Origin of the sequence: Streptomyces sp. 184 (assembly GCF_045781775.1) — a bacterium.
Taxonomy (GTDB): Bacteria; Actinomycetota; Actinomycetes; order Streptomycetales; family Streptomycetaceae; genus Streptomyces.
Genome location: NZ_CP123230.1, coordinates 3867267 through 3891033, shown reverse-complemented (window position 1 = coordinate 3891033; position 23767 = coordinate 3867267). Strand labels below are relative to the sequence as shown.

20 protein-coding genes and 1 riboswitch are annotated in these 23767 nt (G+C 75.6%); of the genes, 6 read left to right on the top strand and 14 right to left on the bottom strand.

The features are described 5' to 3' along the window. Positions 1-4: 4 nt before the first annotated feature. The 6 genes from QBL21_RS16275 to QBL21_RS16250 form a co-directional block, all read right to left on the bottom strand. The gene (locus QBL21_RS16275; RefSeq protein WP_407562912.1) at positions 5-1093 is read right to left on the bottom strand and encodes an acyl-CoA dehydrogenase family protein; all 1089 of its coding nucleotides are present in this window, start codon (positions 1091-1093) and stop codon (positions 5-7) included. Next, positions 1093-2028, bottom strand: a complete 936-nt coding sequence (locus QBL21_RS16270; RefSeq protein WP_407562911.1) for a VOC family protein — start codon at positions 2026-2028, stop codon at positions 1093-1095. Before QBL21_RS16270 ends, QBL21_RS16275 begins: the two co-directional genes overlap by 1 nt. 66 nt (positions 2029-2094) lie before the next feature. Then, positions 2095-2838 (bottom strand): enoyl-CoA hydratase/isomerase family protein, encoded by a 744-nt coding sequence (locus QBL21_RS16265; protein WP_407562910.1) that lies wholly within the window; start codon positions 2836-2838, stop codon positions 2095-2097. A 22-nt stretch (positions 2839-2860) separates the two neighbouring features. Further along, entirely contained in the window at positions 2861-4114 is a 1254-nt protein-coding gene (locus QBL21_RS16260; RefSeq protein WP_407562909.1) for an acyl-CoA dehydrogenase family protein, read from the bottom strand. Next, on the bottom strand, positions 4111-5700 hold the full coding sequence (locus tag QBL21_RS16255) for an AMP-binding protein (protein ID WP_407562908.1): 1590 nt from the start codon (positions 5698-5700) through the stop codon (positions 4111-4113). Before QBL21_RS16255 ends, QBL21_RS16260 begins: the two co-directional genes overlap by 4 nt. A 331-nt stretch (positions 5701-6031) precedes the next feature. After that, positions 6032-7507 carry a prenyltransferase/squalene oxidase repeat-containing protein gene (locus tag QBL21_RS16250; RefSeq protein WP_407562907.1) on the bottom strand — a complete coding sequence of 492 codons (1476 nt, stop codon included), beginning with the start codon at positions 7505-7507 and terminating at the stop codon, positions 6032-6034. 168 nt (positions 7508-7675) lie between these two features. After that, a riboswitch (cobalamin riboswitch) is annotated at positions 7676-7788 on the bottom strand. 76 nt (positions 7789-7864) lie between these two features. Between QBL21_RS16250 and QBL21_RS16245 the strand changes: the two genes are divergently transcribed. Continuing rightward, the gene (locus tag QBL21_RS16245; protein WP_407562906.1) at positions 7865-8800 is read left to right on the top strand and encodes a cobalamin-binding protein; all 936 of its coding nucleotides are present in this window, start codon (positions 7865-7867) and stop codon (positions 8798-8800) included. 35 nt (positions 8801-8835) lie between these two features. On the opposite strand, the gene QBL21_RS16240 is transcribed toward QBL21_RS16245, so the two are convergent. The 6 genes from QBL21_RS16240 to QBL21_RS16215 form a co-directional block, all read right to left on the bottom strand. After that, the gene (locus tag QBL21_RS16240) at positions 8836-9408 is read right to left on the bottom strand and encodes a GNAT family N-acetyltransferase (RefSeq protein WP_407566448.1); all 573 of its coding nucleotides are present in this window, start codon (positions 9406-9408) and stop codon (positions 8836-8838) included. A 149-nt stretch (positions 9409-9557) separates the two neighbouring features. Continuing rightward, on the bottom strand, positions 9558-10778 hold the full coding sequence (locus tag QBL21_RS16235) for an ABC transporter substrate-binding protein (RefSeq protein ID WP_407562905.1): 1221 nt from the start codon (positions 10776-10778) through the stop codon (positions 9558-9560). Further along, positions 10775-11857, bottom strand: coding sequence for an ABC transporter ATP-binding protein (locus QBL21_RS16230; RefSeq protein WP_407562904.1), 1083 nt, complete (start codon positions 11855-11857; stop codon positions 10775-10777). Before QBL21_RS16230 ends, QBL21_RS16235 begins: the two co-directional genes overlap by 4 nt. Further along, the gene (locus tag QBL21_RS16225) at positions 11854-12975 is read right to left on the bottom strand and encodes a FecCD family ABC transporter permease (protein WP_407562903.1); all 1122 of its coding nucleotides are present in this window, start codon (positions 12973-12975) and stop codon (positions 11854-11856) included. The genes QBL21_RS16230 and QBL21_RS16225 overlap by 4 nt, the downstream gene beginning before the upstream one ends. Before the next feature lie 199 nt (positions 12976-13174). Continuing rightward, on the bottom strand, positions 13175-13768 hold the full coding sequence (locus tag QBL21_RS16220; RefSeq protein ID WP_407562902.1) for a sigma-70 family RNA polymerase sigma factor: 594 nt from the start codon (positions 13766-13768) through the stop codon (positions 13175-13177). Between the two features lie 158 nt (positions 13769-13926). Continuing rightward, positions 13927-14709, bottom strand: a complete 783-nt coding sequence (locus tag QBL21_RS16215) for a hypothetical protein (RefSeq protein ID WP_407562901.1) — start codon at positions 14707-14709, stop codon at positions 13927-13929. Positions 14710-14957: 248 nt separating this feature from the next. Between QBL21_RS16215 and QBL21_RS16210 the strand changes: the two genes are divergently transcribed. Next, positions 14958-16100: an MFS transporter gene (locus QBL21_RS16210; RefSeq protein ID WP_407562900.1), complete on the top strand. Its 1143-nt coding sequence runs from the start codon at positions 14958-14960 to the stop codon at positions 16098-16100. Then, on the top strand, positions 16084-17199 hold the full coding sequence (locus QBL21_RS16205) for a sugar ABC transporter permease (RefSeq protein ID WP_407562899.1): 1116 nt from the start codon (positions 16084-16086) through the stop codon (positions 17197-17199). The genes QBL21_RS16210 and QBL21_RS16205 overlap by 17 nt, the downstream gene beginning before the upstream one ends. On the opposite strand, the gene QBL21_RS16200 is transcribed toward QBL21_RS16205, so the two are convergent. Beyond that, positions 17138-18334 (bottom strand): acyl-CoA dehydrogenase family protein, encoded by a 1197-nt coding sequence (locus tag QBL21_RS16200; protein ID WP_407562898.1) that lies wholly within the window; start codon positions 18332-18334, stop codon positions 17138-17140. The genes QBL21_RS16205 and QBL21_RS16200 overlap by 62 nt on opposite strands. Before the next feature lie 138 nt (positions 18335-18472). On the opposite strand from QBL21_RS16200, the gene QBL21_RS16195 reads away from it, so the two are divergent. Next, positions 18473-20257, top strand: coding sequence for a CoA transferase (locus QBL21_RS16195; RefSeq protein ID WP_407562897.1), 1785 nt, complete (start codon positions 18473-18475; stop codon positions 20255-20257). Then, positions 20254-21906 (top strand): class I adenylate-forming enzyme family protein, encoded by a 1653-nt coding sequence (locus QBL21_RS16190; RefSeq protein ID WP_407562896.1) that lies wholly within the window; start codon positions 20254-20256, stop codon positions 21904-21906. Before QBL21_RS16195 ends, QBL21_RS16190 begins: the two co-directional genes overlap by 4 nt. On the opposite strand, the gene QBL21_RS16185 is transcribed toward QBL21_RS16190, so the two are convergent. Next, the gene (locus tag QBL21_RS16185) at positions 21890-22903 is read right to left on the bottom strand and encodes a GlxA family transcriptional regulator (RefSeq protein WP_407562895.1); all 1014 of its coding nucleotides are present in this window, start codon (positions 22901-22903) and stop codon (positions 21890-21892) included. The two genes, QBL21_RS16190 and QBL21_RS16185, sit on opposite strands and share 17 nt — an antisense overlap. A gap of 70 nt (positions 22904-22973) precedes the next feature. Here QBL21_RS16185 and QBL21_RS16180 point away from each other — a divergent pair, with 70 nt between their 5' ends. After that, positions 22974-23759, top strand: coding sequence for a DJ-1/PfpI family protein (locus QBL21_RS16180; protein ID WP_407562894.1), 786 nt, complete (start codon positions 22974-22976; stop codon positions 23757-23759). Positions 23760-23767: the final 8 nt, after the last annotated feature.

Here is a 23767-nt window from a genome sequence, read left to right as displayed (position 1 = left end):
GTGTTCAGGCGTCCAGCCCCAGTCCGTCGGCCACGCGATTCCAGTGGTGGTCGGCGTCGCCGAAGGCCAGCGCCCAGGCCGCCATCTGGCGGGAGAAGAAGTGCAGGTCGTGCTCGTACGTGAAGCCGATCGCGCCGTGCACCTGGTGGCCCGTGTCGCAGACCCGCCGGCACGCCTCGCTCACCCACGCCTTGGCCATCGACACCTCCGCGGCGGCGTCCAGGCCGGCCGACAGCCGCCAGATCGCCTCGTAGGCCATGAAGCGCGAGCTGAGCACGTCGGTGGCCATGTTCGCGCAGTGGTGCTGGACTGCCTGGAAGGCGCCGATGGGCCGGCCGAACTGCTCGCGCTCCGCGGCGTACTCGACGGTCATGTCGAGGACCCGCTGGGCCGCCCCGACCATCGCGGCGCAGGTGGCGGCGGCGCCGTACGCGTCGATCGCGTCGGCGACGGGGCGGCCGGCGGTCAGGGCGCGGTCGCGGGGCACGGTCACGCCGTCGAAGCGGACCCGGCAGGGCCGGTCGGCGCCGATCGCGTCGAGCCGTTCGCGCCCCACGCCCGGCGACGAGGCGTCCACCAGCAGCGCCGGGCCTTCGCGGGGTACGACGAGCAGGTCCTCCGCGGCGTGCGCGTACGGGACGAACAGCGCCGTGCCGTCCAGCACGAACCCGTCGTCCCGCTCGGCCGCGGCGATCTCGCCGCCCGTGCCGTCCCAGCGGCCCGGCACGGCGCTCATGACCCGGCCCCGGGCGATGGCCCCGAGCCACCGCGCCTGCTGCTCCTCGGTGCCGAACCGGGCCAGCGGCAGCCCGCAGCACACCACCGTGGACAGCAACGGGCTCGGCACCTGGCAGCGCCCCGTCTCCTCCACGACCAGGCACAGCTCCAGGAAGCCGGTGCCCAGACCGCCGTGGGCCTCCGGCAGCGCCAGCCCGGTCCAGCCCAGCTCGACCAGTTCCTTCCACAGCGCGGCGGAGTAGCCGGCGGGCTCCTCCGCCATCGCCCGGGCCCCGGCGCTCGCGCTTCGCGACTCCAGGAACCCCCGGGCGGTGGTCCGGATCAGCTCCTGGTCCTCGGTGAGTGTCAGGTCCATCAGTCCACCGGCGGGATCTTGTCGGACCGCACCCACACGCCGGGCCGCTCCTCCCAGAAGAGCTGCACGAGCACGCCTCCGGTGTGCTTCGGGTGGATGAACGTGTCGCGCCAGGCGGCGCCGTCGGTGCTGCCCTCGTTCTCGCCGAACGTCGGCACACCGTGGTGCGCACAGGCCGCCAGCGCCCGGTCCCAGTCGGCGACCTCGAAGGTCACGTGGTGCGCGGCGGCGCCGTTCTTGTTCCAGAACCGCTCGATGAACGAGTCCTCGCCGCGCGGCATGATGACCTCCCAGCAGATCGTCGATCCGGGGATGTTCAGCACGAGGTCCGCCATGTCCGGGTGCTCGTCCTCGGGCGTCCGCCAGACCTGTACGAAGCCGGCGAGCCGCGCGTACCACCGGGCCAGCTCGTCGCGGTCGGGGAACGCCTGGCACACGTGGTCGAGGGCGACGATGCCGAGCGAGGGCGCGTCCGCGGGCTCGGCGGTCGCCGGCACCGCGGGGCCGTCGCCGCACAGGGCGAGGTCGCCGGACCCGCGCAGCCGGAAGAGCACGCCCGGCCCGCGTTCGGGCGGCGACAGCGACGCCTCCAGCCAGCCCCCTTCCCCGCCGCCCGTGGGCTTGACGCCCAGGGCCTCCAGCTCGGCGCGGACGGCGCCGATGTCGGGGACCTCGGCGGCGACGTGGTGCAGGCCCGGACGGCCGCCCTGGCCGTCGAGGAACTCCTGGAGCGCGGATCCCTCCCCCGCCGGCGCCAGCACCTCCCAGGTGTGCCCCGGGTTCCCGGGCAGCGCGAGCCGTACGCCGCGGCAGCCCTCGGCGGGGTTCTCCCAGCTCCGCGTGCGCCGGAAGCCGAACAGGCCCTCCAGCAGCGCCACCTGCGGCTCCGGTTCCGGCGCGACCTGGCCGATGTGGTCGATCCGGTAAATCCGCACAGATCCTCCTCGTTCGCTTCCGCTCGGGCCGGACTCGGCTCGGGTGGGACTCGGCTCGGGTGGGGCTCAGCTCGGGTGGGGCTCGATCCAGTCGTACTCGTGGGTGACCAGTTCCTTGACGAGGCGCAGGTTGTACCGGTTCATCGCCGCGATGCGCTCGGCCAGTTCCCCGACCCGCTTGTCGAACTCGTCGGCCGGGTACACGTCGTTGACCAGGCCGATCCGCTGTGCCCGGGCGGCGTCGAGCCGGACGCCGGTGAACAGCAGCTCCTTGGCCATCGCCTTGCCGACCCGCCGCGGGAGCCGCTTGACGCCGCCCCAGCCGGGCGCTGACCCGCCGAACTCCGGCTGGTCGGGGTCGCCGTCCTCGGTCATCTTCGGCCGGTACGGCGGGCGGGCGGACAGGGTGATCTCGACCAGTCCCATCTTGGCGTTGTCGGAGGCGACGATGAAGTCGGCGGCCAGCGCCAGCTCCAGCCCGCCGCCGACGGCGTAGCCGTGCACGGCCGCGACGACCGGGACGGACAGCCGCTCCATCATCGCGAACGTCTTCTCGCCGAGCCGGCCCTGCTCCACCCGCTCCTGCTTGGTGAGCTGCTCGGACCAGCCGAGGTCCATGCCCGCGCAGAACGCGCGCTCGCCGGCCCCCCGCAGCACCACCACGCAGACGTTCTCGTCGTCGTCCACCTCGGTGAAGAACCGGCGGAGTTCGCGCATCGTCGTCGGGGTGAGCGCGTTGAGCTTCTCCGGCCGGTTCAGGGTGAGCCAGGCGACCCGCTCCTCGATCTTCAGGTCGAGGGTCTCGTACATGGAGAGAATTCCTCCTCGGTCGTTATCGGCTGCGAGGCAGTTTCAGGCCCCGGGTGGCGATGACATCACGCTGGATCTCCGACGCGCCGCCGAGAAAGGTGGAGGCCACGGAGTCGCGCGACATATGGGTGAAGACTGCTCCGAGCGGGGCGTCGCGCCGCTGCCAGAGCTGGGCGGACCGGCCGAAGGCCGAGGCGCCCGTACGGGCCAGGCGCTGGTGCAGCTCGGCGCCGAAGAGCTGGTTGACCGACGCCTCGTAGCCGGGCACTCCCCCGGCCGCCTGCTGGGAGACCGTGTACCGGGCGAGGTTGTACTGGACCCGGATCTCGGTGTGGCGGCGGGCGATCTCCTGGCGCAGCGCGGCCCTGGTGTCGCTCCTGAGGAATCCGCGGCCCTCCTCGGAGCGGAGGTAGCCGACGAGTTCCGAGAGCGCCTGCTCGTACTTGATCGTGGCGCCGATGCCGGCCCGCTCGAAGCTCAGGGCGGTCATCGCGACGTACCAGCCGCGGTTCTCCTCGCCGACCCGGTTGGCCGCCGGGACCCGTACGTCCTCGAAGAAGATCTCGCAGAACGGCGCCGCCCCGCGGATGTCGGTGATCGGGCGGATGGTCACACCGGGAGAGGTGGCGTCCACCAGCAGGAACGTGATGCCGCGGTGCGGCGGCGCGGCGTCCGGATCGGTGCGTACGAGCACGAACAGCCAGTCGGCGTACTGGCCGAGCGAGGTCCACACCTTCTGCCCGTTGACGGTGTACGTGCCGGTGGCCTTGTCGCCCTCGCGGACCGCGCGGGTGCGGAGCGAGGCGAGGTCGGAGCCGGAGCCGGGTTCCGAGAAGCCCTGCGCCCAGGTGGTCTCGCCGCGGGCGATCGGCGGCAGGTGCGCGGCGCGCTGCTCGGCGGTGCCGTGCTCCAGCAGCGTCGGGCCGAGGAGGAAGGCGCCGATCCCGTTCACGGTGGGGACGCGGGCGCGCATCATCTCCTCCTGGAGGATGAACTCCTCCAGCGCCGACAGCCCCGCCCCGCCGTACTCGGCCGGCCAGTGCGGTGCGATCCAGCCGCGCTCGGCGAGGACCGCCGCCCACGCGTGGGCCCCGGCGCGGCGTGCCGGGTCGTCGGAGAGCCGGTCGACCGGCCAGTTGTAGCCCCAGACGTCCTCGGGTTCGAGGCTCTGCTCGGCCTCGGGGTCCGGCGCGTACCCGGACGGGAAGCGGTCGCGCACGAAGGCGCGCGCCTCTTCCCGGAAGGCCGCCTGCTCCGGGGTGTCCTCCCAGTTCACGGCGTCTCCTCCCGGTCCCAGGTGGCGGGTGTGAGGCCGTTGTCGCCCTCCGCCCGCAGCCGGTACTTGGCGACCTTGTCGGTGGGCGTGCGCGGCAGAGCATCGATGAACTCGATGTAGCGCGGGACCATCGAACGGGGCAGCCGCTCCGCGCAGAACGCCACCAGCTCGGCCGGCTCCAGCGCCGCTCCCGGTTGCAGCACGACCGCCAGCTTGACGTCCTCGTCGCCCAGCTCGGAGGGCACGCCGATGGCTGCGGACTCCAGGACCGACGGGTGCAGGTTGACCTCGCACTCCAGGTCGAAGGCCGAGATGTTCTCGCCGCGGCGCCGGATGGCGTCCTTCATCCGGTCGAGGAAGTAGAAGTAGCCGTCAGCGTCGCGCCACACGCGGTCGCCGGTGTGGAACCACATGTTGCGGAAGCAGTCGGCGGTGGCCCCGGGCGCGCCGTAGTACCCGGTCGTGATGACGAACGGCTGCCTGGGCCGTACGACCAGCTCGCCCGGCTCGTCCGCACCGACCTCGCGGTCCCACTCGTCGACCACCGCCACCTCGAACCGCTCCTCGTGGGCCTGCCCGCACGACCCGAGCCGCCACTCGCCGTACGGGCTGGCGGTGGCGATCCCGACCTCCGTGCTGGTGTAGGTCTCCACGGAACGGACTCCGAAACGTTCCAGCAGCGGCTCGTCGAGGCTCGACTTGCCCATGTAGAAGGTCTGGAGCGGGTGTTCCTTGTCGCGCTCGGTGCGCGGCTGGTTGAGCAGGATCGGGATCATGGAGAAGACGCTCATCGCGACCTGCGCGTCGAACCTGCGCACGTCGTCCCAGAACCGCGAGGCGCTGAAGCGCTCGACGATGGCGATGGCCCCGCCGGCCAGCAGCGCCGACATCACGCCGTCCCAGAGCCCGGCGGCGTGGAACAGCGGCAGCGGGCAGTAGGTGGTCTTGCCCCACCGGTCGAGGAAGTCGAGCGAGTCAAGCGCGCACGTCAGCGCCAGGGCGTGCGGGACCATCGCGCCCTTGGAGGGGCCGGTGGTGCCCGAGGTGTACATGATCGCCTGGAGGTCGCCGAAGCCGACGTCGACGCGCGGCGCCTCCGCGCCGTTGGACAGGAGGCTGGACAGCGTCACGGCGGGCTTGCCGAGCCGGTGGAGCGGGACGTCGGAGGCGCCCTCGGTCCGTACGACGATGCGGGCCAGGTCGGGGAGGTGCGGAACCACCGCAGGCAGCCTGTCGGCGTACGGCGCGTCGATGATCAGCTTCGAGGCGTCGGAGCTGTGCAGGACGTGGCGGAGCAGCTCGCCGCGGTAGCCGACGTTGATCGGCACGGCGACGGCCCCCAGCCGGGCCAGGGCGAAGATCACGTGGATGAAGTCGGCGCAGTTGGGGAGCATCACGCCGACGTGGTCGCCGCGGTCGATGCCCGCGGTGGCCAGTCCCTGGGCCACGCGGTCGGCCATCGAGTCGACCTCGCCGTAGGTGACCTCACCCTCGTGGAACTTGAGGAAGGTCTCTGTTCGATGGGTTGCGGCCCGCTCTCGGAGTACGTCGCCGAGGACAAGGCTCTCCAGCGTTTCGTTGCGCATTCGAACCTCTTGCTTCGCTTTGGGCGGCGCTGATTCGGTTGCGACAGTCGAACTGCTTTTGACCACCAAGGTCGTCAACATCGGACCACGAAAGAATGCCCCTCGCAAGGGTGCTGCGGACCCGTCCCACCGGCGCCCGGAGCGCCTGCCGCCCAACTCGGGCTCCTAAGCGCCGTGTTGCGCCGGGACCGTCCCGCCGACTACCGACGGCGGTTTCCGGGCGCTCGCGGGTACTGCCCGCGATCAGAGTTCTGTCCAGGTGAAGGCGACCTCGTCGCCGGGGGCGATGCGGAACTGGCAGCCGCCCACGGGGGTGGAGGTGCGGTACGGGTCAGTAGCGTGCTCGGCGCGGGCGGGCCAGGGCTACGGCCGCGGCGCCGGCGGCGAGTGCGGCTGCCGCGGCGGCGGCGAGCAGCAGGGCCGGGGAGCCGGTGGACGCCAGATCGCCGTCGGGGGTGGGGGCGCTGCCGCCGGTGGGGCCGGTGCCGCCGGTGGAGTCGGGGGGCGGGCCCGGAGCGCCGGACGAGCCGCCGTCGGTGGCGCCGCCGGAGGAGCCGGTCGTCGTGGAGCCGCCGGCGTCCGCGCCCGCGGTGCCGCCGTCCGTACCCGTGCCGCCGGAGTCCGTGCCGCCCGAATCGGTGCCGCCGCCCGCGCCCCCGGAGTCCGCGCCCCCGGAGTCCGCGCCCCCGGAGTCCGTGCCCCCGGAGTCCGCGCCCCCGGAGTCCGTGCCCCCGCCACCCGAGCCGCCGCCGGTGCCGCCGCCCGGCGGCGAGCAGTCGCTGTCCTCCAGCCCGGGCACCGCGTCCGTGCCGTCGACCTCGGCCAGCGACTTCCCCGCCAGCGCCGGGACCGCCTGTGCCGTCGCGCGCAGTGCCGTGCCGTCGGCGACCGGTTCCGCGTAGCCCACCGCGCCGCGGTCCGCGGCCGGGGCGGTGCAGCCGACCTGGCGGGACTTCAGCCACGCGACGCCCTTGGCCGCCGGGCCCGTACGCCCGCCCGCGGCCAGCGCCTGGACGTCCAGGGCGGTGGAGTTGGAGTTGCCGGGCGGGGTGCCGAAGCCGTTGTCGCGGAAGCTGCCGTCGTCGAGCTGCTGGGTCTCCAGCCAGTCCAGCGCCGGCGCGGCGTCCGCGGTACGGCCGGCGCCGAGCAGTGCCTGTACGGCCAGGCCCGTGGAGTCGGTGTGGGACTTGCAGCGCGCGGGGTCCGCGCGGAACACCAGCGGATACCCGCCGTCCGCGCACCGCGACCCGGCGAGGAAGTCGGCCGCCCGGTCCGGCAGGTCGCCCGTGCGGGCCAGGGCCAGGACCGCCAGGGACTGCGTGAACAGGTTCGACATGTCGCCGCCCGGGGCGTCGTCAGTGAAGCGGCCGTCCGACTGCATCCGCCCGAGCAGCTTCCCCGTGAGGTCCAGGCCGCCGAGGTCGCCCGGGTCGCGGCCCTGGACGGCGGCCACGAGGGCGAGTTTGGCGGCGCCGCCGGCGAAGACGGTCCCGGGCCCGCCGCGTTCGACGTACGACGCGACGTCGTCCTCCAGCCAGTCGGTGGCCTTCTCCGCCGCCGCACCGCCCGTGCCCGTCGCCGCCAGGGCGAGGACGACGTCCGCGGTCAGGCCGTGGTCGCCGGAGGCGTGGGTGCCGTCGGTGAGTTCCCCGGCCATCCAGGTCGCGGCGGCCCTCGCGGGCGAGGCGAGCGCGGGGGCGTCGGTGCCGGCGGGGGCGTCCGCCTCGGCGGTGGCGGGGGCCGCCAGGAGCAGGGTCGCGGCCAGTGCCGCCGCCGCCCGTACCGTCCCTCTCGCACGGTCGCTCACGAGGTGCCGTCCTTCCCCGGCCGGCACCCGGGCCCGTACCGCCACCGCCGATACCAAGACCCCTGGCGCGCCATCCGGATGGATGCGGCAGGGGCCAGGAGCGCCGGAGGCGACTCGGGGCTCCACGCTGCGGACCGTGACAGTGAGAAGCAGTGCACGCGCGCGGTGGGCGGTCCGGCTCGCGGCAGGGCGGGCACGTGCCCGGCTGCCGCTCACGGTTGCAGGTCAGCGCCGGACTCCCACCGGCTTTCCCCAGTCGCGAACGCCTTCAGTTGTCGACCCGTCGAACGGACGGGCCGCGCGCAGTCTACGAGCCCGTACGCGCACACCGCCGGAGAGCCCGCCTACCCTCGTCCCATGCGCATCGTCTCCCTGCTGCCCGCCGCCACCGACATCGTGGCCGAACTCGGGTTGGCCGGCGCCCTGGTGGGCCGCACGCACGAGTGCGACTGGCCGCCGGAGGCGGTCGCGCACGTGCCCGTGGTGACGAGCGCCGGCTTCGACGCCGACGCGCTGAGCAGCCGGGAGATCTCCGCGGCGGTCGGCGGGGCCGCGCACCGGGGCTCGTCGCTGTACACCCTGGACACCGGGGCACTGGCCGGCCTGGCACCTGAGGTGGTGCTGACGCAGGACCTGTGCGACGTGTGCGCGGTGTCGTACGAGGCGGTGTCGCGGACGGTGCGGATGCTGGCCGGCGAGGGACCGCGGATGCTCAGTCTGGAGCCGCGCACCCTGGACGACGTGCTGGACTGCCTGCTCCGGGTCGGCGACCTGCTGGACGTACGGGACGTGGCCGAGCGGCGGTGCGCGAAGTTGCGGGCCCGGCTGGCGGAGGTGGAGCGGACGGCCGCGGACCGGCTGCGCACCCGGGCGCGGCCCCGGGTGGCGGCCGTCGAATGGCTCGACCCGCTGTGGCCCGCCGGGCACTGGGTGCCGGAGCAGATCCGCCACGCGGGCGGCGACGCGCTGCTCGCGCGGCCGGGCGAGCACACCAAGGCGGTCGAGTGGGAGGCACTGCGGGCCGCCCGCCCGGACGTCGTCCTGCTGCTGCCCTGCGGCTTCGCACCCGAGCGCACGCTGCGCGAGTGGGAGGCCGCGCTGACCGGCCTGCCCGGCTGGCACGAACTGCCCGCCGTACGCAGGGGCGAGGTCTGGGTCCTCGACGGCCCCGCGTACTTCAACCGCCCCGGGCCGCGCGTGGTACGCGGCGCCGAGGTCCTGGCGCACGTACTGCACGGAGTGACGGCCGGAGAGCCGGTCGGCGAGGACGAGGCCCGCCGGGTGGGCACGTAGGCCGCGGGGGGGCCGCCGGCCGGGCTCCGGTGGGTCTAGGCAGAAAGGGCCGCCTGGGACCGCGCGGGGTGGCCGGGGCCGAGGAAGACGACGATCCCCTTGCCGTCGGCCGAAGGGTGGGTGACCTGGGTCCAGCCGTGGCGGCGGTAGAAGGCCAGCGCCCGCGGGGCCTGGACGGAGGTGAGCAGCCAGGCGCGGCCCTCCGGGGCGTCCGCGATGACCGCTTCGAGGAGCCGGGCGGCGATGCCGGTGCCGTGGGCGGCCGGGGCGACGGCGAGTTCGTCGATCTCCAGCGCACCGCAGAGCCACCGCGCGGTGCGCTCGGGGCCCAGTCCGGCGGCGGCCTGGGGGTAGCAGCGGTCCCGGGGGAAGGGGCTGGGGGTCGTCCAGGCGGTGGTGAAGCCGACGAGCCGGCCGCCCTGCACGGCGGTCGCGGCGGTGAAGCCGGGCCGCCGGGCGTCGTCCGGGAGGCGGGCGGCGAACTCGGCGGCCTGCGCCTCGTCCTCGTTCCAGGGCGGAGTGCCGAAGGCGTCGGCGTAGACCGACCGCAGGGCGTCGGTGCAGGCGAGGAGTTCGGCGCCGCGGGTGACACGGACGGTGGTGGTCATCGGGCCGCGACCGCCTTGCGGGCCGGCGCCTCCGCCGCCGGCCTCCTCGTACGGCGACTCGGTACCCGGCACGATCGAAGAGCCCATGCCCGCCCCTCCTGCACATCGAAAGTTATTGCAACCATTGTGCAGTAAGAGCGGGCGGCCGGTCAGGGGGCGCGGGTGAAGCAGGTGCCCTGCTCGCCCGGGAACAGGTCGGGCGCCAGGCCGATGGCGAAGTCGCGGATGAGCACGTCCACGTCCAGGTAGGTCTTCGCCCGGCACTCGTCGAAGTTGTCGTCCACTCCGGCGATGAAGTCGCCGTTCTCGAAGGGCGCGAACCGGCTCATGCGCGGGTCGTCGTCCAGCGTCTGCCGCGTCGTCTCCATCGGGTCGTAGACGACGAAGAAGTCGGCGTCGGCTCCGGTGCCGACGGCTTCCTCGTAGTCGTAGGGCCTGCCGTTGGGGCCGCCGTTGCCGCGGGTGAAGACGTTGCTGACGCCGAGCTGCGCGAGCAGGCGGCCGATGAGGGTGTCCTCGCCGTGCGCGTAGACGAACTCGCAGCCGCGTTCCGGCGTGACGCACAGGTAGCCCGCGCGGCGGGCGCCGGCTTTGCCGGAGACCGTGGCGAGGACGTCGCGGAATTCGGACCGGATCCGCTCGAACTCGGCGTTCGCGGCGGCCTCCTCGTTGTAGAAGGCGCCGATCATCTTGATCCACTCCGCCGAGGCCAGCGCGTGCCGCTCCATCCGGTTGGACACGCTCACACCCGGCAGACCGGCCGCCCGGGCGTTGCTGACGTCGTCGAAGCCCTGCCCGAACCCGGACATGAAGACGACCTCGTTCTCCAGGCCCAGGACGACCTCGCGGTTGAGATCCGTGTACTCGCCGACCGACCGCGGCCCGCCGGCTTCCCCGGCCACCTTCGCGTACCACTCGTCGTGCTCGGTCCAGCCGAGGAGTTCGCCGCTGAGGCCGGTGACGGTGTCGTTCCTGCCCAGCCGGTCCACCATGGCCAGGGCGTTGAACGAGGTGACGGACGCGTTGGTGACCGGGACTTCGACGAACAGGGCGTCGGACAGCTCCCCGGCGGCCTCCGGCTTCGGCGTGCCGCACCGGTAGAGGACGTACGTCAGCTTCTCGCCGGCGTTCTCGCTGTCGTCCAGCGTGACGGTCTTGTACGAGTCGTGGTAGCCGATGTCCCACAGCTCGGACTCCTCGACCGTGGCCTTGTCGGGGAAGTAGTCGCGGCCCTCGGTGTAGTCGCCGACGCAGCCGTCCCGTTGGGCCTTGCCGCCGGACGCGGCGGGGCCGGAGTCCCCGCACCCGGCGAGGACGGCGGACAGCGCCAGCAGGGCAGCGGTCGCGGCCGTGGGGATGCGTTTTCTCATGGTGCTGTTCTCCTGCTGTCCGTGGACTGACGGGGTCGGGTGCGGGTACGGCCGCGCAGGTGCGCCACGAGGGAGTCGAAGCCGGTCCCCTCGGCCGGTGCGGTGTCCGGCGCCGGGGCCCTTTCGAGCCGCCAGCGGCACGGCTCGCCGGGCTCTACCCGCAGCACCGGACCGGAGGCGTCCGGTGCGGGGGCCCAGCCGGCGCGTCGTACGGCGTGCTCGGCCCACAGCCGCGCGCGCCCGTCGCCGGCGACGACGTGTACCGCGGCGCCGGTCGTGCCGTCGTCGACGACGACGGTGGCCGCCGCGTCGTCGAAGGACATGTTCTCCCCCGCGAACGCACGGGTGACGGCACCGCCGTACGCCAGGTCCTCCGGAGCGCTCGACGTCACCGTGCCGTCGGACTCCACCAGCCACACCTGGTCGGCCCGGCGCAGCGCGAACGCGAGGTCGTGGGTGGACAGGACGATCGCCGCGCCGGACGCCGCGGTGAGCCGGGTCAGCATCGCCGCCAGTTCGATCCGGCGGGCGACGTCGAGGAAGGCCGTGGGCTCGTCCAGCACCAGCACGGCGGGCTGCTGCGCGAGTGCGCGCGCGACCATGACCCGCTGCCGTTCGCCGTCGGACAGGTCGCTCAGCATGCGGTGCCGGAGTTCCCCGACGCCGGCGTCGGCGAGCGCGCGGCGGACCGCGGTGCGGTCCTCGTCCGCTTCCCGGCCGAGCCAGGTCCGGTACGGCAGCCGGCCCAGCGTCACCACCGACTCGACGCTCATCAGGCCGACATCGACGGGCTCGGTGAGCGTGATCGCGAGGCGCCGGGCGCGCTGCCGGGGTGAGAGGGCCGTGAGGTCCGCGCCGTCGAGCAGCACGCGGCCGGCCAGCAGCGGCTGTGCTCCGACGAGGCTGCGCAGCAGCGTCGACTTGCCGGCGCCGTTCGGGCCGATCAGGGTGATCAGTTCCCCGGGCCGGGCCGCGAGGTGGACGTCGCGGAGCACGGTGACGGCGGGCCGGCGGCGGCGGCGCCGGTAGCCCGCGGTGACCGCGACGGCCTCCAGGACCGGCGGGGGCCGCCCGGTCATCGCCCCTCCCTCCGCGCCCGGCCGGAGAGCAGCACCCAGAGGATGACCGGCGCGCCGACGAACGCGGTCACCGAGTTGAGCGGCAGGGAGGTGCCGGTGAGCCCGTTGCCGCCGGCGACGTACTCGGCGAGGAGCACGATGACGGCCCCGATGAGCGCGCCGGCCGGCAGCACCAGCCGGTGGTCCGCGGTGCGCAGCAGGCCGCGGGCCAGGTGCGGCGCGGCGAGGCCGACGAAGCCGATGGCGCCGCAGTAGGCGGTGACGACTCCGGAGAGCACGGCCACTCCGGCCAGCGAGAGGATGTGGATCCGGCGGACGTGGACGCCGAGGCTGGCGGCGTACCGCTCGCCGAGGAGAAGGGCGTTGAGCGGCTGGGCGAGGAAGACGGACAGCACCAGGACCGCGCCGCACACCGCGGCGACGATCCGCAGCTCGCTCCAGGTCACGTTGCGTACGGAGCCGCGGGTGAAGGTGGTCAGCGCCTGGAGGCGGTCGGGGTCGGTGTAGTAGACGAGCATGTCGACGACGGCGCCGGCCAGGTAGCCGAGCATGACGCCGACGACGAGGACCACGACGGGGTCACCGACGCGGCGGGCGATGCCCAGGGCGATGAGGAGCACCACCGCGGCGCCGGCGACGGCGGCGCCGGTCACCCCGAGCTGGCTGACCACGCCGAGGCCGGAGAGCCAGCCCACGCCGCCGGTGCCGAGGATGACGATCGAGGCGCCCAGGATGGCGCCGTTGCTGACTCCGAGCACGAAGGGGTCGGCCAGCGGGTTGCGGAACAGGGTCTGCATCTGGACCCCGCCCACCGCGAGCGCGGACCCGGCCAGCAGGCCGGCGACGACCTTGGGCAGCCGGGCGTCCAGGACGATGGTGCGGTGGGTCTGCGATTCGGTGGACTGGCCGGTGAGGATGCGGAGCACGTCGCCCACGGGTACGTCGATGGAGCCCTGCCCGATCAGCAGCACGACGACGCCCACGAGCAGCAGGACGAGCAGCAGGAACAGCCCGGCGACCCGGCCGGCGCGGCGGCGCGCTCCGGCCGCCCGCGGCGGCGCCATCCGGGGCACGACGTCGTCGGTCGCGCGCTCCGCGGTCACCTTGCTGCCCGGCACCCTGCACCCGCTCCTCTCGCCTCGCGCCTCGCGTCCGTCACCGCAGCACCCCGCGGCACCGGAGTCGTCGCGCGGGACCGGGGACGGGTTCCCGCCCGCCCGGAGCGGGTCGGTGCGGCGGGGCGGACGTGAGACGCCCGGCCGCCGGCCCCCTGGGCTGGGGACCGGCGGCCGGGCATGCGGCGTGCCGTGGCCGCGGTCAGGCCGCGACCGGCGCGATGCCCGCCAGCTCGGCTTCGTGCAGTTGGCGCACCAGCGTGCTGCGGGCGCGGTTGACGCGGGAGCGCACGGTGCCCACGGGGCAGTTGCTGATCAGCGCCGCCTCGGCGTAGGGCAGGCCGAGGAGTTGCGTCAGCACGAACGCCTCCCGCCGTTCGGCCGGCAGCAGGGCCAGCAACTCCGCGAGCGCGACCGCTTCTTCGTACCCGGGCAGGCCGCGCGGCTGGGCGCGCTCGACGGCGGACTGCCAGTCGTCCGTGTCCGCCGCCCGCGGGCGGGCGGAGGCCCGGCGCAGGCTGTCGACGACGGCACGGCGCGCGATGGCCAGCAGCCAGGTACGTGCCGAGGAGCGGCCCTCGAAGCGGTGCAGGCTGCCCAGGGCACGCAGGAACGTCTCCTGGGTGAGGTCGTCGGCGGTCTGCGGATCCACCCCGAGGTAGATCACGTAGCGGCGGACGTCGCGTTGCAGAGCGCGGACGACGTGCTCCAGCGCGTCGCGGTCCCCGCCGCGGGCGGCGAGCGCCCAGGCGGTGATCGACTCCTCGGACAAATCAGGCATGACGGATGTGGCCATGTGGCTTCCTTCTCGGACTCCGTGATCCGGACCCGCGCATGAGGCGGCGAGGTCCGGTGAAAGGGGCGGTCGCGGGCAGCGATACGTCTGCGCACGACCGATGCCCGAGGCACGGGAGCACTGCGGCTCCTGCGGCTGCCTCGGGTGACCGGCTGTCGTCAGCGGACGGCGACGCGGCCGGGCGGGCCCCGGGACGTGATGGAGTGGACGAGCAGAAGCCGCCGCCGGTGCGGCGAACGCGCCGGGTGGCAGCGGACCTTCGGCAGCGCGGGCGGCGGCGGTGCGGTGAGCGGCACCGCCAGTGGCGCCGCCAGCCAGCCCGCGAGCAGGCGCAGGGTGCGCGGGATGCGGTACGCGGCCCGTTCGCCGTACGCCAGCCAGAGCCCGCAGAGCAGGGCGACCAGCAGGTGGGCGCCGAGCATGCCGAGGGAGGACATCTCGCCCCCGCCGTGCCCCAAGTGCGCCATCCCGCCGGCGTGCTCGGCGGTCCCGGTCCCGGTCCCGGTGTGGCCGGGGCCGTGCTCCATGCCGTGCTGCGCGGTGGGGTGGTGGTGCGCGGTGGCGTGTTCCACGGCCGCGGCGGTACGAGCCGACCCGGCCCCGGCCGGCGCCGGGCTCTCCGGCGGCGCGCACCACACGTACTGCGCCCACCGCCTGGCAAGGCTCAGGCCGCCGCCCGGCTGCGCCACCGCCTGGGCGAGCGAGAACGCCGTGTGCAGCACCGCCTGCGCCACGACCGTGGCGCCCGTGACCGCCGCGAGGCCGCGCTCCCGGCCCGCCAGCCACCAGGCGGCCGGGCCGGTCGCGACCGCGGCGGCACCAAGTGCCCACCAGGGCACCGGTGTCCCGGACATCACGACGTGGCCGGCGGCGGCGAGCACGACGCACAGGGCCGCGAACGTCGCGGCCCGCACGGTGCGCGTACACCACCCGGCAGTCATGGCGGGCTCATCCTCGCATCGGCTTCGGGCGCGCTGCGGCCGGGATATGCATTCCCCGCGGCGCTTCGTTCGACCCTCTGTTCGTGTGATTCAGGCCACGCCGTCGGCGGGGAACCCGCCGCCCCTCCCCTCCGACAAATCCTCCGGCTGAACGGACGGACGGAGGCGGGCCTGTGGCGGCGGAGCCGAGCCGGGTGTACGCGGCACGCGATGCCGGCGGCCAACGCGGTCGGCCCGGGGCCGGCGCCGTGACGGCGCTGCTGACGTGCGCGATGGCCTTCTCGATGATGCAGTTGTTCCTGCTCGGCGCCCTCGGGCCGCGCCTGGTGGACGACCTGGACATCTCCGCGACGACGCTGGGGCTGACGACGACGGTCGGCTTCGGTGCCGCGGCCCTGCTGTCCCCGGTGGGGGGTCTGGTGGTGGACCGGGCGGGCCCGCGGCGCAGCCTGGTGGCCCTGCTCTGCGCCTCGGCGGCGGCCCTGGGACTGATCGGGCTGGCGCCGGGAGCGGGCCTGCTGCTGGCGGCGGTCGCGCTCGGCGGGCTGCCGCAGGCGCTGGCCAACCCGGCGACGAACAAGGCGATCCTGGCCGCGGTCCCGCCCGCCGGCCGGAGCGCGGTCACCGGCATGAAGCAGTCGGGCGTGCAGCTCGGCGCGTTCGCGGCGGGGCTGCCGCTCGCCGCGCTGGCCGGTGCCGCCGGGTGGCGGACGGCGGTGTGGACGGCGGCGGGTGCGGCGCTTCTGGCCGCGGGGTGGGCGGCCCGTACGCTGCCGGCCGACGCGCCCGCGAGGCGGGCTCGGGCCGTGTGGGTGCCGCGGGGCACGACCGCGTGGCTGGCGGGCTTCTCGCTGCTGCTGGGTGGCGGCATCGCGTCGGTGAACACGTACCTGCCGCTGTACGGCGTGGAGCGGCTCGGGCTCGGCGCCACGGCGGCGGCGACGCTGCTGGCGGTGCTGGGCGTGGTCGGCATCGCCGCCCGGGTGGGCTGGTCGAGGGCGGCCGGGCGGGAGGAGCGGGCGCTGTGGCTGCCGGGCGGGCTGGCGGCGGGAGCGGTGGGCGGCGCACTGCTGATCGCCCTCGCGGACCGGGCGCACCCGCTGGTGTGGGTGGCGGCGGTCTGCATGGGCGTCTTCGCGGTGGCCGCCAACGCGGTGTCGATGGTGCTGGTGGTGCAGCGCGCGGCGCCGGGGCGGGCCGGGCAGGACTCGGCTCTGGTCTCCGCGGGCTTCTTCGCCGGGTTCGCGCTCGGCCCGCCGGTCTTCGGGCTGCTCGCGGAGGCCGGGCGGTACGGCACCGGGTGGCTGCTGGTCGCGGGCGAGTTCGCCGGGGCGGGCGCGGTGGCGCTGCTGTGGGCGGTACGGGACCGCCGCCGTGTCGTACGCGGGTGAGGCCCGGGGGCCTGCCGGATCGGCGGGGCGGGCCCGCGGATCCGCGCGCGCCCGGGGCCCGGCGCCGCCCGGCTGGGCCGCGCCCGCGCTGGACGCGGTCCTCGGCCGTGCGGCCCGTACCGGCGCCGAAGTCGGCGACCGCTTCCCGCTCTTCGCCGACCCGGCGACCGGTGCGTGGACGACGACCCGGCGCGGCTCGTGGACCGGAGGGTTCTGGGCCGGGCTGCTCCGGCTGCGCGCCCGGCACACCGGCGCGCCGCGGGACCGGGCCGCCGCCCGGGCGGCGTTGGAGCGGCTGGCCCCGTGGACCGGAGCGGACACGGCGACGCGCGGGCTGATCTTCTGGTACGGCACGCTCTTCGCCGACGAGGCCGCCGACCCCGCCGACCCCGACGCCGACGCCGAGGAACTGCGTGCGGCGGCGGCCCGCGCGTGCCTGGACTCCTTCGACCCGGAGCCGGGTGTCGTGCCCTGGGGCGGGGCGTTCGGCGGGCCGCGGCTGCTGGCGCGCACGGACGGCGTGCCCGGCCTGGTGCCGTTGCTGGCCTCGGTGGACCCGGAGGCGGCGGGCTCGCACCTGCGGGTGCACGCGCGGCTGTGCCTGGGCGGCCGGCCGCCGTGCTGGTCGTGGCGGTACGGCGCGGGCACCGGCTGGACGCCGGTCGGCGACCCGCCGCCGGGGTGGAGCCGAGGGCCGGCCTGGCTGCTGCTCGCTGCCGCGGAGGCCGCCTGCCACCTGCCGGAGGCGGGACTGCCGGACGTGCTCGGTGCGTTGACGCCGAAGGAACTCGTTCCGCCGGCGGACTCGGCCCGTCGCGACAGCCCTCCCGACACCTCGGCGGCGGCCGTCACGGCCGCCGCCCTGCTCCTGCTCGGCCGCCGGGAGCACGCCGTCGCCGTGCTCCGGGAGCTGGTGGAGGCCCATCTCACCGCCGACGGCCGGCTGCTCGACGGCTGTTACGACCTGGCCGCCGGGACCGCCGTCCGGCACGAGCTGGTCTGGGGCACCTTCTTCCTCGCGTACGCCCTCGCCATGCTCACCGGCCTGGCGGATCCGCACCGGCCCCCGGGCGCAGCACCCGCCGCGCCACCGACGTGATGTGCAGCTCGTCCGGGCCGTCGAGGATGCGCGCCATGCGGCCGGTACGGAACAGCGCGGGCAGCGGCGTGTCGGGTCCGAGGCCGGCGGCACCGTGCACCTGGATCGCCGCGTCCGCCACCTGCTGCAACGTGCGGGCCGCGGCGACCTTGGCCAGCCCGACCTCCACGTGCGCGTCGAGGCCGGCGTCGAGCCGGGCCACGGCCTCGTGGACGAGAGCCCGGGCCGAGCGCAGGGCGAGCAGCGACTCGAAGACGTGGCGCTGGACCAACTGGAGTTCGGCGAGCGGGCCGTGGGAGCGGGCGCGGCCGGTCGCCCGGTCCCGCATGAGGTCGAACGCGCGCCGGGCCTGGCCGAGCCAGCGCAGGCAGCGCAGGGTGCGTCCGAGTTGCAGCCGCTCCCCCGCGATGTCGAGGGCCCTGCCCCGCTCGCCGATCAGGTGGTCGGCGCCGACGACCACCTGGTCGAGTGCGAACTCCGCCTGCCCGCCGGCCCCGAGGACCGGCAGCTCGCGCACCAGGCGGAAGCCGGGCGCGTCGGTGGGCACGAGGAGCAGCGAGAGCCCGTCCCGGTCCGGCGGGGTTCCGTCGGTGCGTACGAGCACGGTGACGAGGTCGGCGTCGGCGGCGCCGGTGACGAACCACTTGCGGCCGGAAAGCCGCCAGCCGTCAGCCGCCGGCTCGGCGCGGGCGGCGGTGAGGAAGGGGTCGGTGCCCGGGGTGCCGGGCTCGGTCATCGCGTAGCAGGCGCGCAGTTCGCCCGCGGCCAGCCGGCGCGCGTACCTCTCCCGGACGCGCGGGCTGCCGTGCCGCCACAGCATGAGTACGTCGAGCAGCGAGGCCGAGCCGAGGGCAGCGGGCCCGTGGTCGCTGGCGCCCTCGGCCTCGGCGACGGGGGCATAGGTGGTGAGCGGGAGCCCCCGGCCGCCGAGTTCGGCCGGCAGCGGCAGCGCCCACAGCCCCGCGTCCTTCGCCTCCCGCCGCAGCCGGTGCAGTTCCGCCGCCGCCGGTGGCCCGCCGGCGTCCAGCACCGGTTCGTACGGCATCACCCGCTCGCGTACGAACGTCCCCACGCGCTCCCGTAGCGCGACCGCCGCCGGTGTACGCGCGGAAGACCCCGACCGTCTCTCCTGCACCGCTCTCCCCCACTTTCCTGCCCGGCCCCGCGGGAACCCCGGCGAACGCCGGTCCGACTCACTCTTCCGGGAGACGGGTCGGGGGCGTTTGCCGCCGGGTTCCCGCGCACCACGAAACAGCCGGAAGGGAGTGACGCCATGGCCCGCACCACCCCGCCGGCCGCGGCCCGCGGCACCGGACCGCTGGCCGGTCTGCGTACGGAGTCCTCGGGCCCGCCGGGGCCGGCGGACGGCGTCGTCGCCGGGCAGTTGCGGCTGCTGGGCGCCGGCGCGGAGCACGGGCCGGGCGGGCACGTCGCCCTCGCCGGCCCGGAGTTCGGCGAGGTGTCGGCGCGTACGTCGTGGGGAGGTACCGCGGACCTCGCCGACGAGGCCACCGTGCAGGCCGCGACGGGCGTCATGGCGGTGCACGGCCGCCGCGACGGCGCGCCGCGCGGCCTGGCCGTCGACTACGCCGCCACCGCCACCGGAGTCCTGGCGGTGCAGGCGTTGCTGGCCGGCCTCCTCGCCCGGGTCCGCGGCGCGCGGGGGGCGTTCGCGCACGCCGAGGTGAGCGGCGGGCGGGCCGGGCTGCTGGCCGTGTCCCAGTACCTGGCCGCCGCCGGAGCGGAGGAGGGCGAGGCGGTCGAACTCGCCCCCGGCGGCCCGCCGTTCACCTCCGTCGACGGTGTCGTCTTCGAGCTGGAGGCCCTCGAACCGGGCGGCTGGGCGGCCTTCTGGCGCACCCTCGGCGCCCCGGAGGAGTCGATACGCCGCGGCTGGCAGCCGTTCCAGTTCCGCTACGCCACCGCCTGCGCCCCCTTCCCGAACGTGCTGCACGCGGTGGTGCGGACCTGCGCCTGGCGGCGGATCAGGGCCGCCGCGCACGCCGCCGGCGCGGACGTCTGCCCGCTGCACACCCTCGCCGCGCGGGCCGCGGAGGACGACGGCGCGCCGCCGTGGACCCTCGTGCCGTACGACGAGGGCCGCACCGCGAGAGCCGCGCCCGGTCCCGGCGCCCCGCTGGCCGGGCTGACCGTCCTGGAGGCAGGGCGCCGCATCCAGGCCCCGCTCGCCGCCCACCTGCTCGGGCTCCTCGGCGCGGAGGTCGTACGGATCGAGCCGCCGGGCGGCGACCCGCTGCGCGGCATGCCGCCGGCCTGCTCGGGGGTCTCCGCGCGCTGGCTCGCGCTGAACCGCGGCAAGAAGGCCGTGGAAGTGGACATCAAGTCCCCCGCGGACCGGGTGCGGCTGCGCGAGATGGCCGCCGAAGCCGACGTGTTCCTCCACAACTGGGCGCCGGGCAACGCGGCCCGGCTCGGCCTGGACCGCGAGCACCTCGCCGCCGCGCACCCCGGCCTCGTCTACGCCTACACCGGTGGCTGGGCGGGCCGCCTTCCCGGCGCACCCCTCGGCACCGACTTCATGGTGCAGGCCAGGACCGGCGTCGGCGAGGCCGCCCGGCCCGCGGACGAGGACCCCGCGCCGTCCCTGATGACCCTGCTCGACGTGCTCGGCGGCCTGCTCGGCGCCCAGACGGTGCTGGCGGCGCTGCTGCTGCGCGAGCGCACCGGCCGCGGCGTACGGGCCGGCTCCTCCCTCCTCGGCGCCGCGGACCTGCTCACCGCCCCGGCCCGTACCCGAGCCGCCGACGGCCGCGCCCCGCGCCGGCCCGCCGGATTCCGCCGCCCGCTGCCGGCCCGCGACGGCCTGCTCGCCCCCGCCGACGCCTGCGCCGAGGCCGCCGCGCACCTGCACGCCGTCCACCGCATGTCGCAACTGCCCGCCGCCGAGGCCCTGGCCCGGCTCCGCGGCCACGGCCTGGCCGCCACCGCCGTCACCACCGACCTCGCCGCCCTGCCCCACGACCCCCGCTTCTCCGGCGTGCTCCGCCGCGACGCGCACGGCGCCCTCGCCGTGCCCGACCCCTGGAGGTTCGCATGACCGTCGTCTTCGACGACCTGCTGCCCGGCGCGCTGCGGCGCTCCTGGGCCGTGGACGGCACCTGCCCCGACCTCGACATCTACAGCCTCTACCGGGCCCGCCAGATCGCCGACCCGCACCGCACGGCCCTCCTCGATGCCAAGGGCGGCCTCTGTTACACCGCCCTGGACCGCAAGGCGCGATGTCTGGCCGCCGGGCTCGCCGGCCTCGGCGTACGCGCCGGCGACGTCGTCGGCGTCCAGCTCCCCAACAGCCGCAACGCCGTCGTCGCCGACCTCGCCCTGGCCGGTCTCGGCGCCGTCGCGCTGCCCTTCCCCGCCGGCCGCGGGGGGCGCGAGGCCGCCTCGCTGCTGGGCCGGTCGCAGGCCGTCGCGGTGATCGCCGCCACCGAGCACCGCGGCCACCGGCACGCCGCCGACCTGCTCGCCCTGGCCGGCGAACTGCCCGCGCTGCGGCACGTGATCGCCGCCCCGACCGGCGACGCCCCCGAAGGCGCCGTGCCGCTGGCCGCCCTGCTGCGCGCCGACCCGCACGCCTTCGTCCCCGCCCGGCCGCACCCCGACTCCGTCGCCCGGGTCCTCGTCTCCTCGGGCTCGGAGGCCGAGCCGAAGATGGTGGCGTACTCGCACAACGCGCTCGCGGGCGGGCGCGGCAACTTCCTCGGCTCCCTCATCCCCGACGGCCGTCCGCCGCGCTGCCTGTTCCTGGTGCCGCTGGCCTCGTCGTTCGGCAGCAACGGCACCGCCGTCGCCCTCGCCCGGCACGGCGGGACCCTGGTGCTGCTCGACCACTTCACGCCCGACGGCGCCCTCGCGGCACTCGCCGCCCACGAGCCCACCTACGTCGTCGGCGTGCCGACGATGATCCGGATGATGCTGGACCGGATCGCGGCGGGCACCGACCTGGCCTTCACCCCGCCCACCGCGCTCCTGGTCGGCGGCTCACCGCTGGACGCCGCCACCGCCGAGGAAGCGCAGCGCGCCTTCGGCTGCCCGGTCGTCAACGTCTACGGGTCCGCCGACGGCGTCAACTGCCACACCGGCCTGACCGGCGAGAGCGCCAGGGGCGACGGCGGTCCGGGCATCGCCGTCGGCCGTCCCGACCCGCGCGTCGCCGACATCCGCGTCGCCGTTCCCGGCGCCGGGGAGATGCGCGAGACCCCCGGCGGCACCCCCGGCGAGATCGTCGCCCGCGGCCCGATGTCGCCGCTGCGCTACGTCGCCGCCCCCGACCTGGACGCCCGCTACCGCACCGCCGACGGCTGGGTGCGCACCGGCGACCTCGGCGTGCTGGACGAGGACGGGATGCTCCGGGTCGTCGGCCGGCTGAAGGACGTCGTCATCCGGGGCGGGCAGAACATCAGCCCCGCGGAGGTGGAGTTGCAGCTCGCGGCCCATCCGGGCGTACGCGACGTGGCGTGCACCGGCGTCCCCGACCGGCTGATGGGCGAACGGCTGGCGGCCTGCGTCGTGCCGCGCGCCGGGCACGACCTCACACTGGACGAGCTCTGCGCCCACCTCCGCGAACGGGGCCTGGAGCGGCGCAAGCACCCCGAACGCCTGCTCGTCGTGGACGAGTTGCCGCTCACCCCGGCGGGCAAGCCGGACCGGGCCCGGCTGCGGGCGCTGCTCGTCACGGAGGCGGCGTAGGAGGCAAGAAAGGCGGCACCGGAGCCCGCGACCGGTCGCGGAAGGTGCGCCGGTACGTCGAGGGGGATGTGCCCACGCGGCGGCAGAAGTGGGCCCGCAGGGAGACCGGCGAGCCGAATCCCGTGGCGCGGGCGATCTCCTCCACCGACAGGTCGGTGGTCTCCAGCAGCTCCCGGGCCCGCTCCACCCGGGCCCACAGCAGCCACCGCAGTGGTGTGGTGCCCGTCTGCGCCCGGAAGACACGGTGCAGGTGGCGCACGCTCAGCCCGGCCCGGCGGGCGATGTCCGCCAGGGTGACGCGCCGGTGGAGGTTCCGGTGCAGCCACTCCAGCGTCGCGTGCAGCGGGTCGCCGCCGGCGTCCGGGTGCCGCAGCAACTGCGCCGTCCCGCCCTCCCGCCGCAGCGGGACCACCAGGGCCCTTGCCGTGCGCGCCGCCACCGCCGCGCCGTGGTCCCGGCTGATCAGGTGCAGGCACAGGTCGATGCCGGCGGCCAGCCCGGCCGAGGTGAGCACCTGCCCGTTGTCCACGAACAGCACCCCGGGGTCCACCCGCACCGCCGGGTAGTCGGCCGCCAGTCGCCCGGCCGCCAGCCAGTGCGTCGTCGCCCGCCCGCCGTCCAGCAGCCCGGCTTCGGCCAGCAGGAACGCGCCGGTGCAGATCGACGCGACCCGGATGCCCCTCTCGTGCGCGGCCCGCAGCAGCGCCGGTACCGCCGGGCCGGCGGGTGCGGCGCGACGGCCGACGCCGGGCACCACGACCGTGTCCGCCGCCAGCGCCGCGTGCAGCGGGTGCGAGGGCACCAGTCCGAAGCCGGCGGTGCCGGCCACCGTGGTCGTCACCGTGCCGTCGCCGCACACCCGGACCTCGTAGGGCGGCGTGCCGTCGGGGAGCCGGGCGATGCCGAACGCCTGGCAGGCCGCCGTGACATCGAAGCCCACCACTCCCGGCGGCGCGAGCACGGCCACCGTGTGCCGTGCCTTCGGCGGCGTCACCATGGCACGAACCTGTCGAAGCGCGTCACGGCCGCCGCTGTCCCTTCCCTGGCCTGCTTGCCACCCTCACCTCATGACAGTCGACAGCCACCACCACAGCCGCAGAACCTTCCTGCGCGCCACCACGGCCGCGGGCGTCGGCGCCACCGCCGTCGGAGCGACGCGCACGGCCTCCGCCGCCTCGCCTGCCTCGTCTTCCGCACCTGCCTCGCCGCAGCGGCCTGCGGGGCCGCTGCGCGTGCACGTCGTGCTCTTCGACGGCGTGGAGGAGATGGACTTCGCCGCCCCGTACTACGTCCTCGGGATCGCGGACATGCACAGCCCGCACGGGGTGTCGGTGCGCTACGTCACCGCCGACGGCTCCCGGACCGTCACCGCCTCCCAGGGCACCCGCGTGCGCCTCTCCCACGGCTGGGCGCCGGACGAGGCCGACGTGCTCGTGGTGCCGGGCGGCGGCTTCGCCGACGCGGACGGACCGGGTGTCGGCGAGGAGATCCGCCGCGGCGTCCTGCCCCGGGCCCTGGCCGCGGCCCCGCGCCCGGGGCTGACCCTCACGTCGGTCTGCACCGGGGCGATCCTCCTGGGCGCGGCCGGGCTCCTGGAGGGCCGCCCCTGCACCACGCATCACGGCGCCTTCGAGGCACTGGAGTCCTACGGCGGTGTCCTGACCCGCGCCCGGGTCGTGGACGACGGCGACCTCGTCACCTCCGGCGGCATCACCTCCGGTCTGGAACTCGGCCTCTGGCTGGTCCGGCGCGAGTTCGGCCCGGACTCGGCGCTGGATGTGGAGCGCATGCTGGAGTACGAGGCACGCGGCACGGTGTGGACCAGGCCGGCGTCCCGTTCCGGGAGCCGGTGACGGCATCT

Coding starts and splice junctions, on each gene's coding strand:
- QBL21_RS16275 (WP_407562912.1), bottom strand. CDS start 1,093: ATGGACCTGACACTCACCGAGGACCAGGAGCTGATCCGGACCACCGCC.
- QBL21_RS16265 (WP_407562910.1), bottom strand. CDS start 2,838: ATGTACGAGACCCTCGACCTGAAGATCGAGGAGCGGGTCGCCTGGCTC.
- QBL21_RS16255 (WP_407562908.1), bottom strand. CDS start 5,700: ATGCGCAACGAAACGCTGGAGAGCCTTGTCCTCGGCGACGTACTCCGA.
- QBL21_RS16245 (WP_407562906.1), top strand. CDS start 7,865: ATGCGCATCGTCTCCCTGCTGCCCGCCGCCACCGACATCGTGGCCGAA.
- QBL21_RS16240 (WP_407566448.1), bottom strand. CDS start 9,408: ATGACCACCACCGTCCGTGTCACCCGCGGCGCCGAACTCCTCGCCTGC.
- QBL21_RS16235 (WP_407562905.1), bottom strand. CDS start 10,778: ATGAGAAAACGCATCCCCACGGCCGCGACCGCTGCCCTGCTGGCGCTG.
- QBL21_RS16230 (WP_407562904.1), bottom strand. CDS start 11,857: ATGACCGGGCGGCCCCCGCCGGTCCTGGAGGCCGTCGCGGTCACCGCG.
- QBL21_RS16220 (WP_407562902.1), bottom strand. CDS start 13,768: ATGGCCACATCCGTCATGCCTGATTTGTCCGAGGAGTCGATCACCGCC.
- QBL21_RS16215 (WP_407562901.1), bottom strand. CDS start 14,709: ATGACTGCCGGGTGGTGTACGCGCACCGTGCGGGCCGCGACGTTCGCG.
- QBL21_RS16195 (WP_407562897.1), top strand. CDS start 18,473: ATGGCCCGCACCACCCCGCCGGCCGCGGCCCGCGGCACCGGACCGCTG.
- QBL21_RS16190 (WP_407562896.1), top strand. CDS start 20,254: ATGACCGTCGTCTTCGACGACCTGCTGCCCGGCGCGCTGCGGCGCTCC.
- QBL21_RS16185 (WP_407562895.1), bottom strand. CDS start 22,903: ATGGTGACGCCGCCGAAGGCACGGCACACGGTGGCCGTGCTCGCGCCG.
- QBL21_RS16180 (WP_407562894.1), top strand. CDS start 22,974: ATGACAGTCGACAGCCACCACCACAGCCGCAGAACCTTCCTGCGCGCC.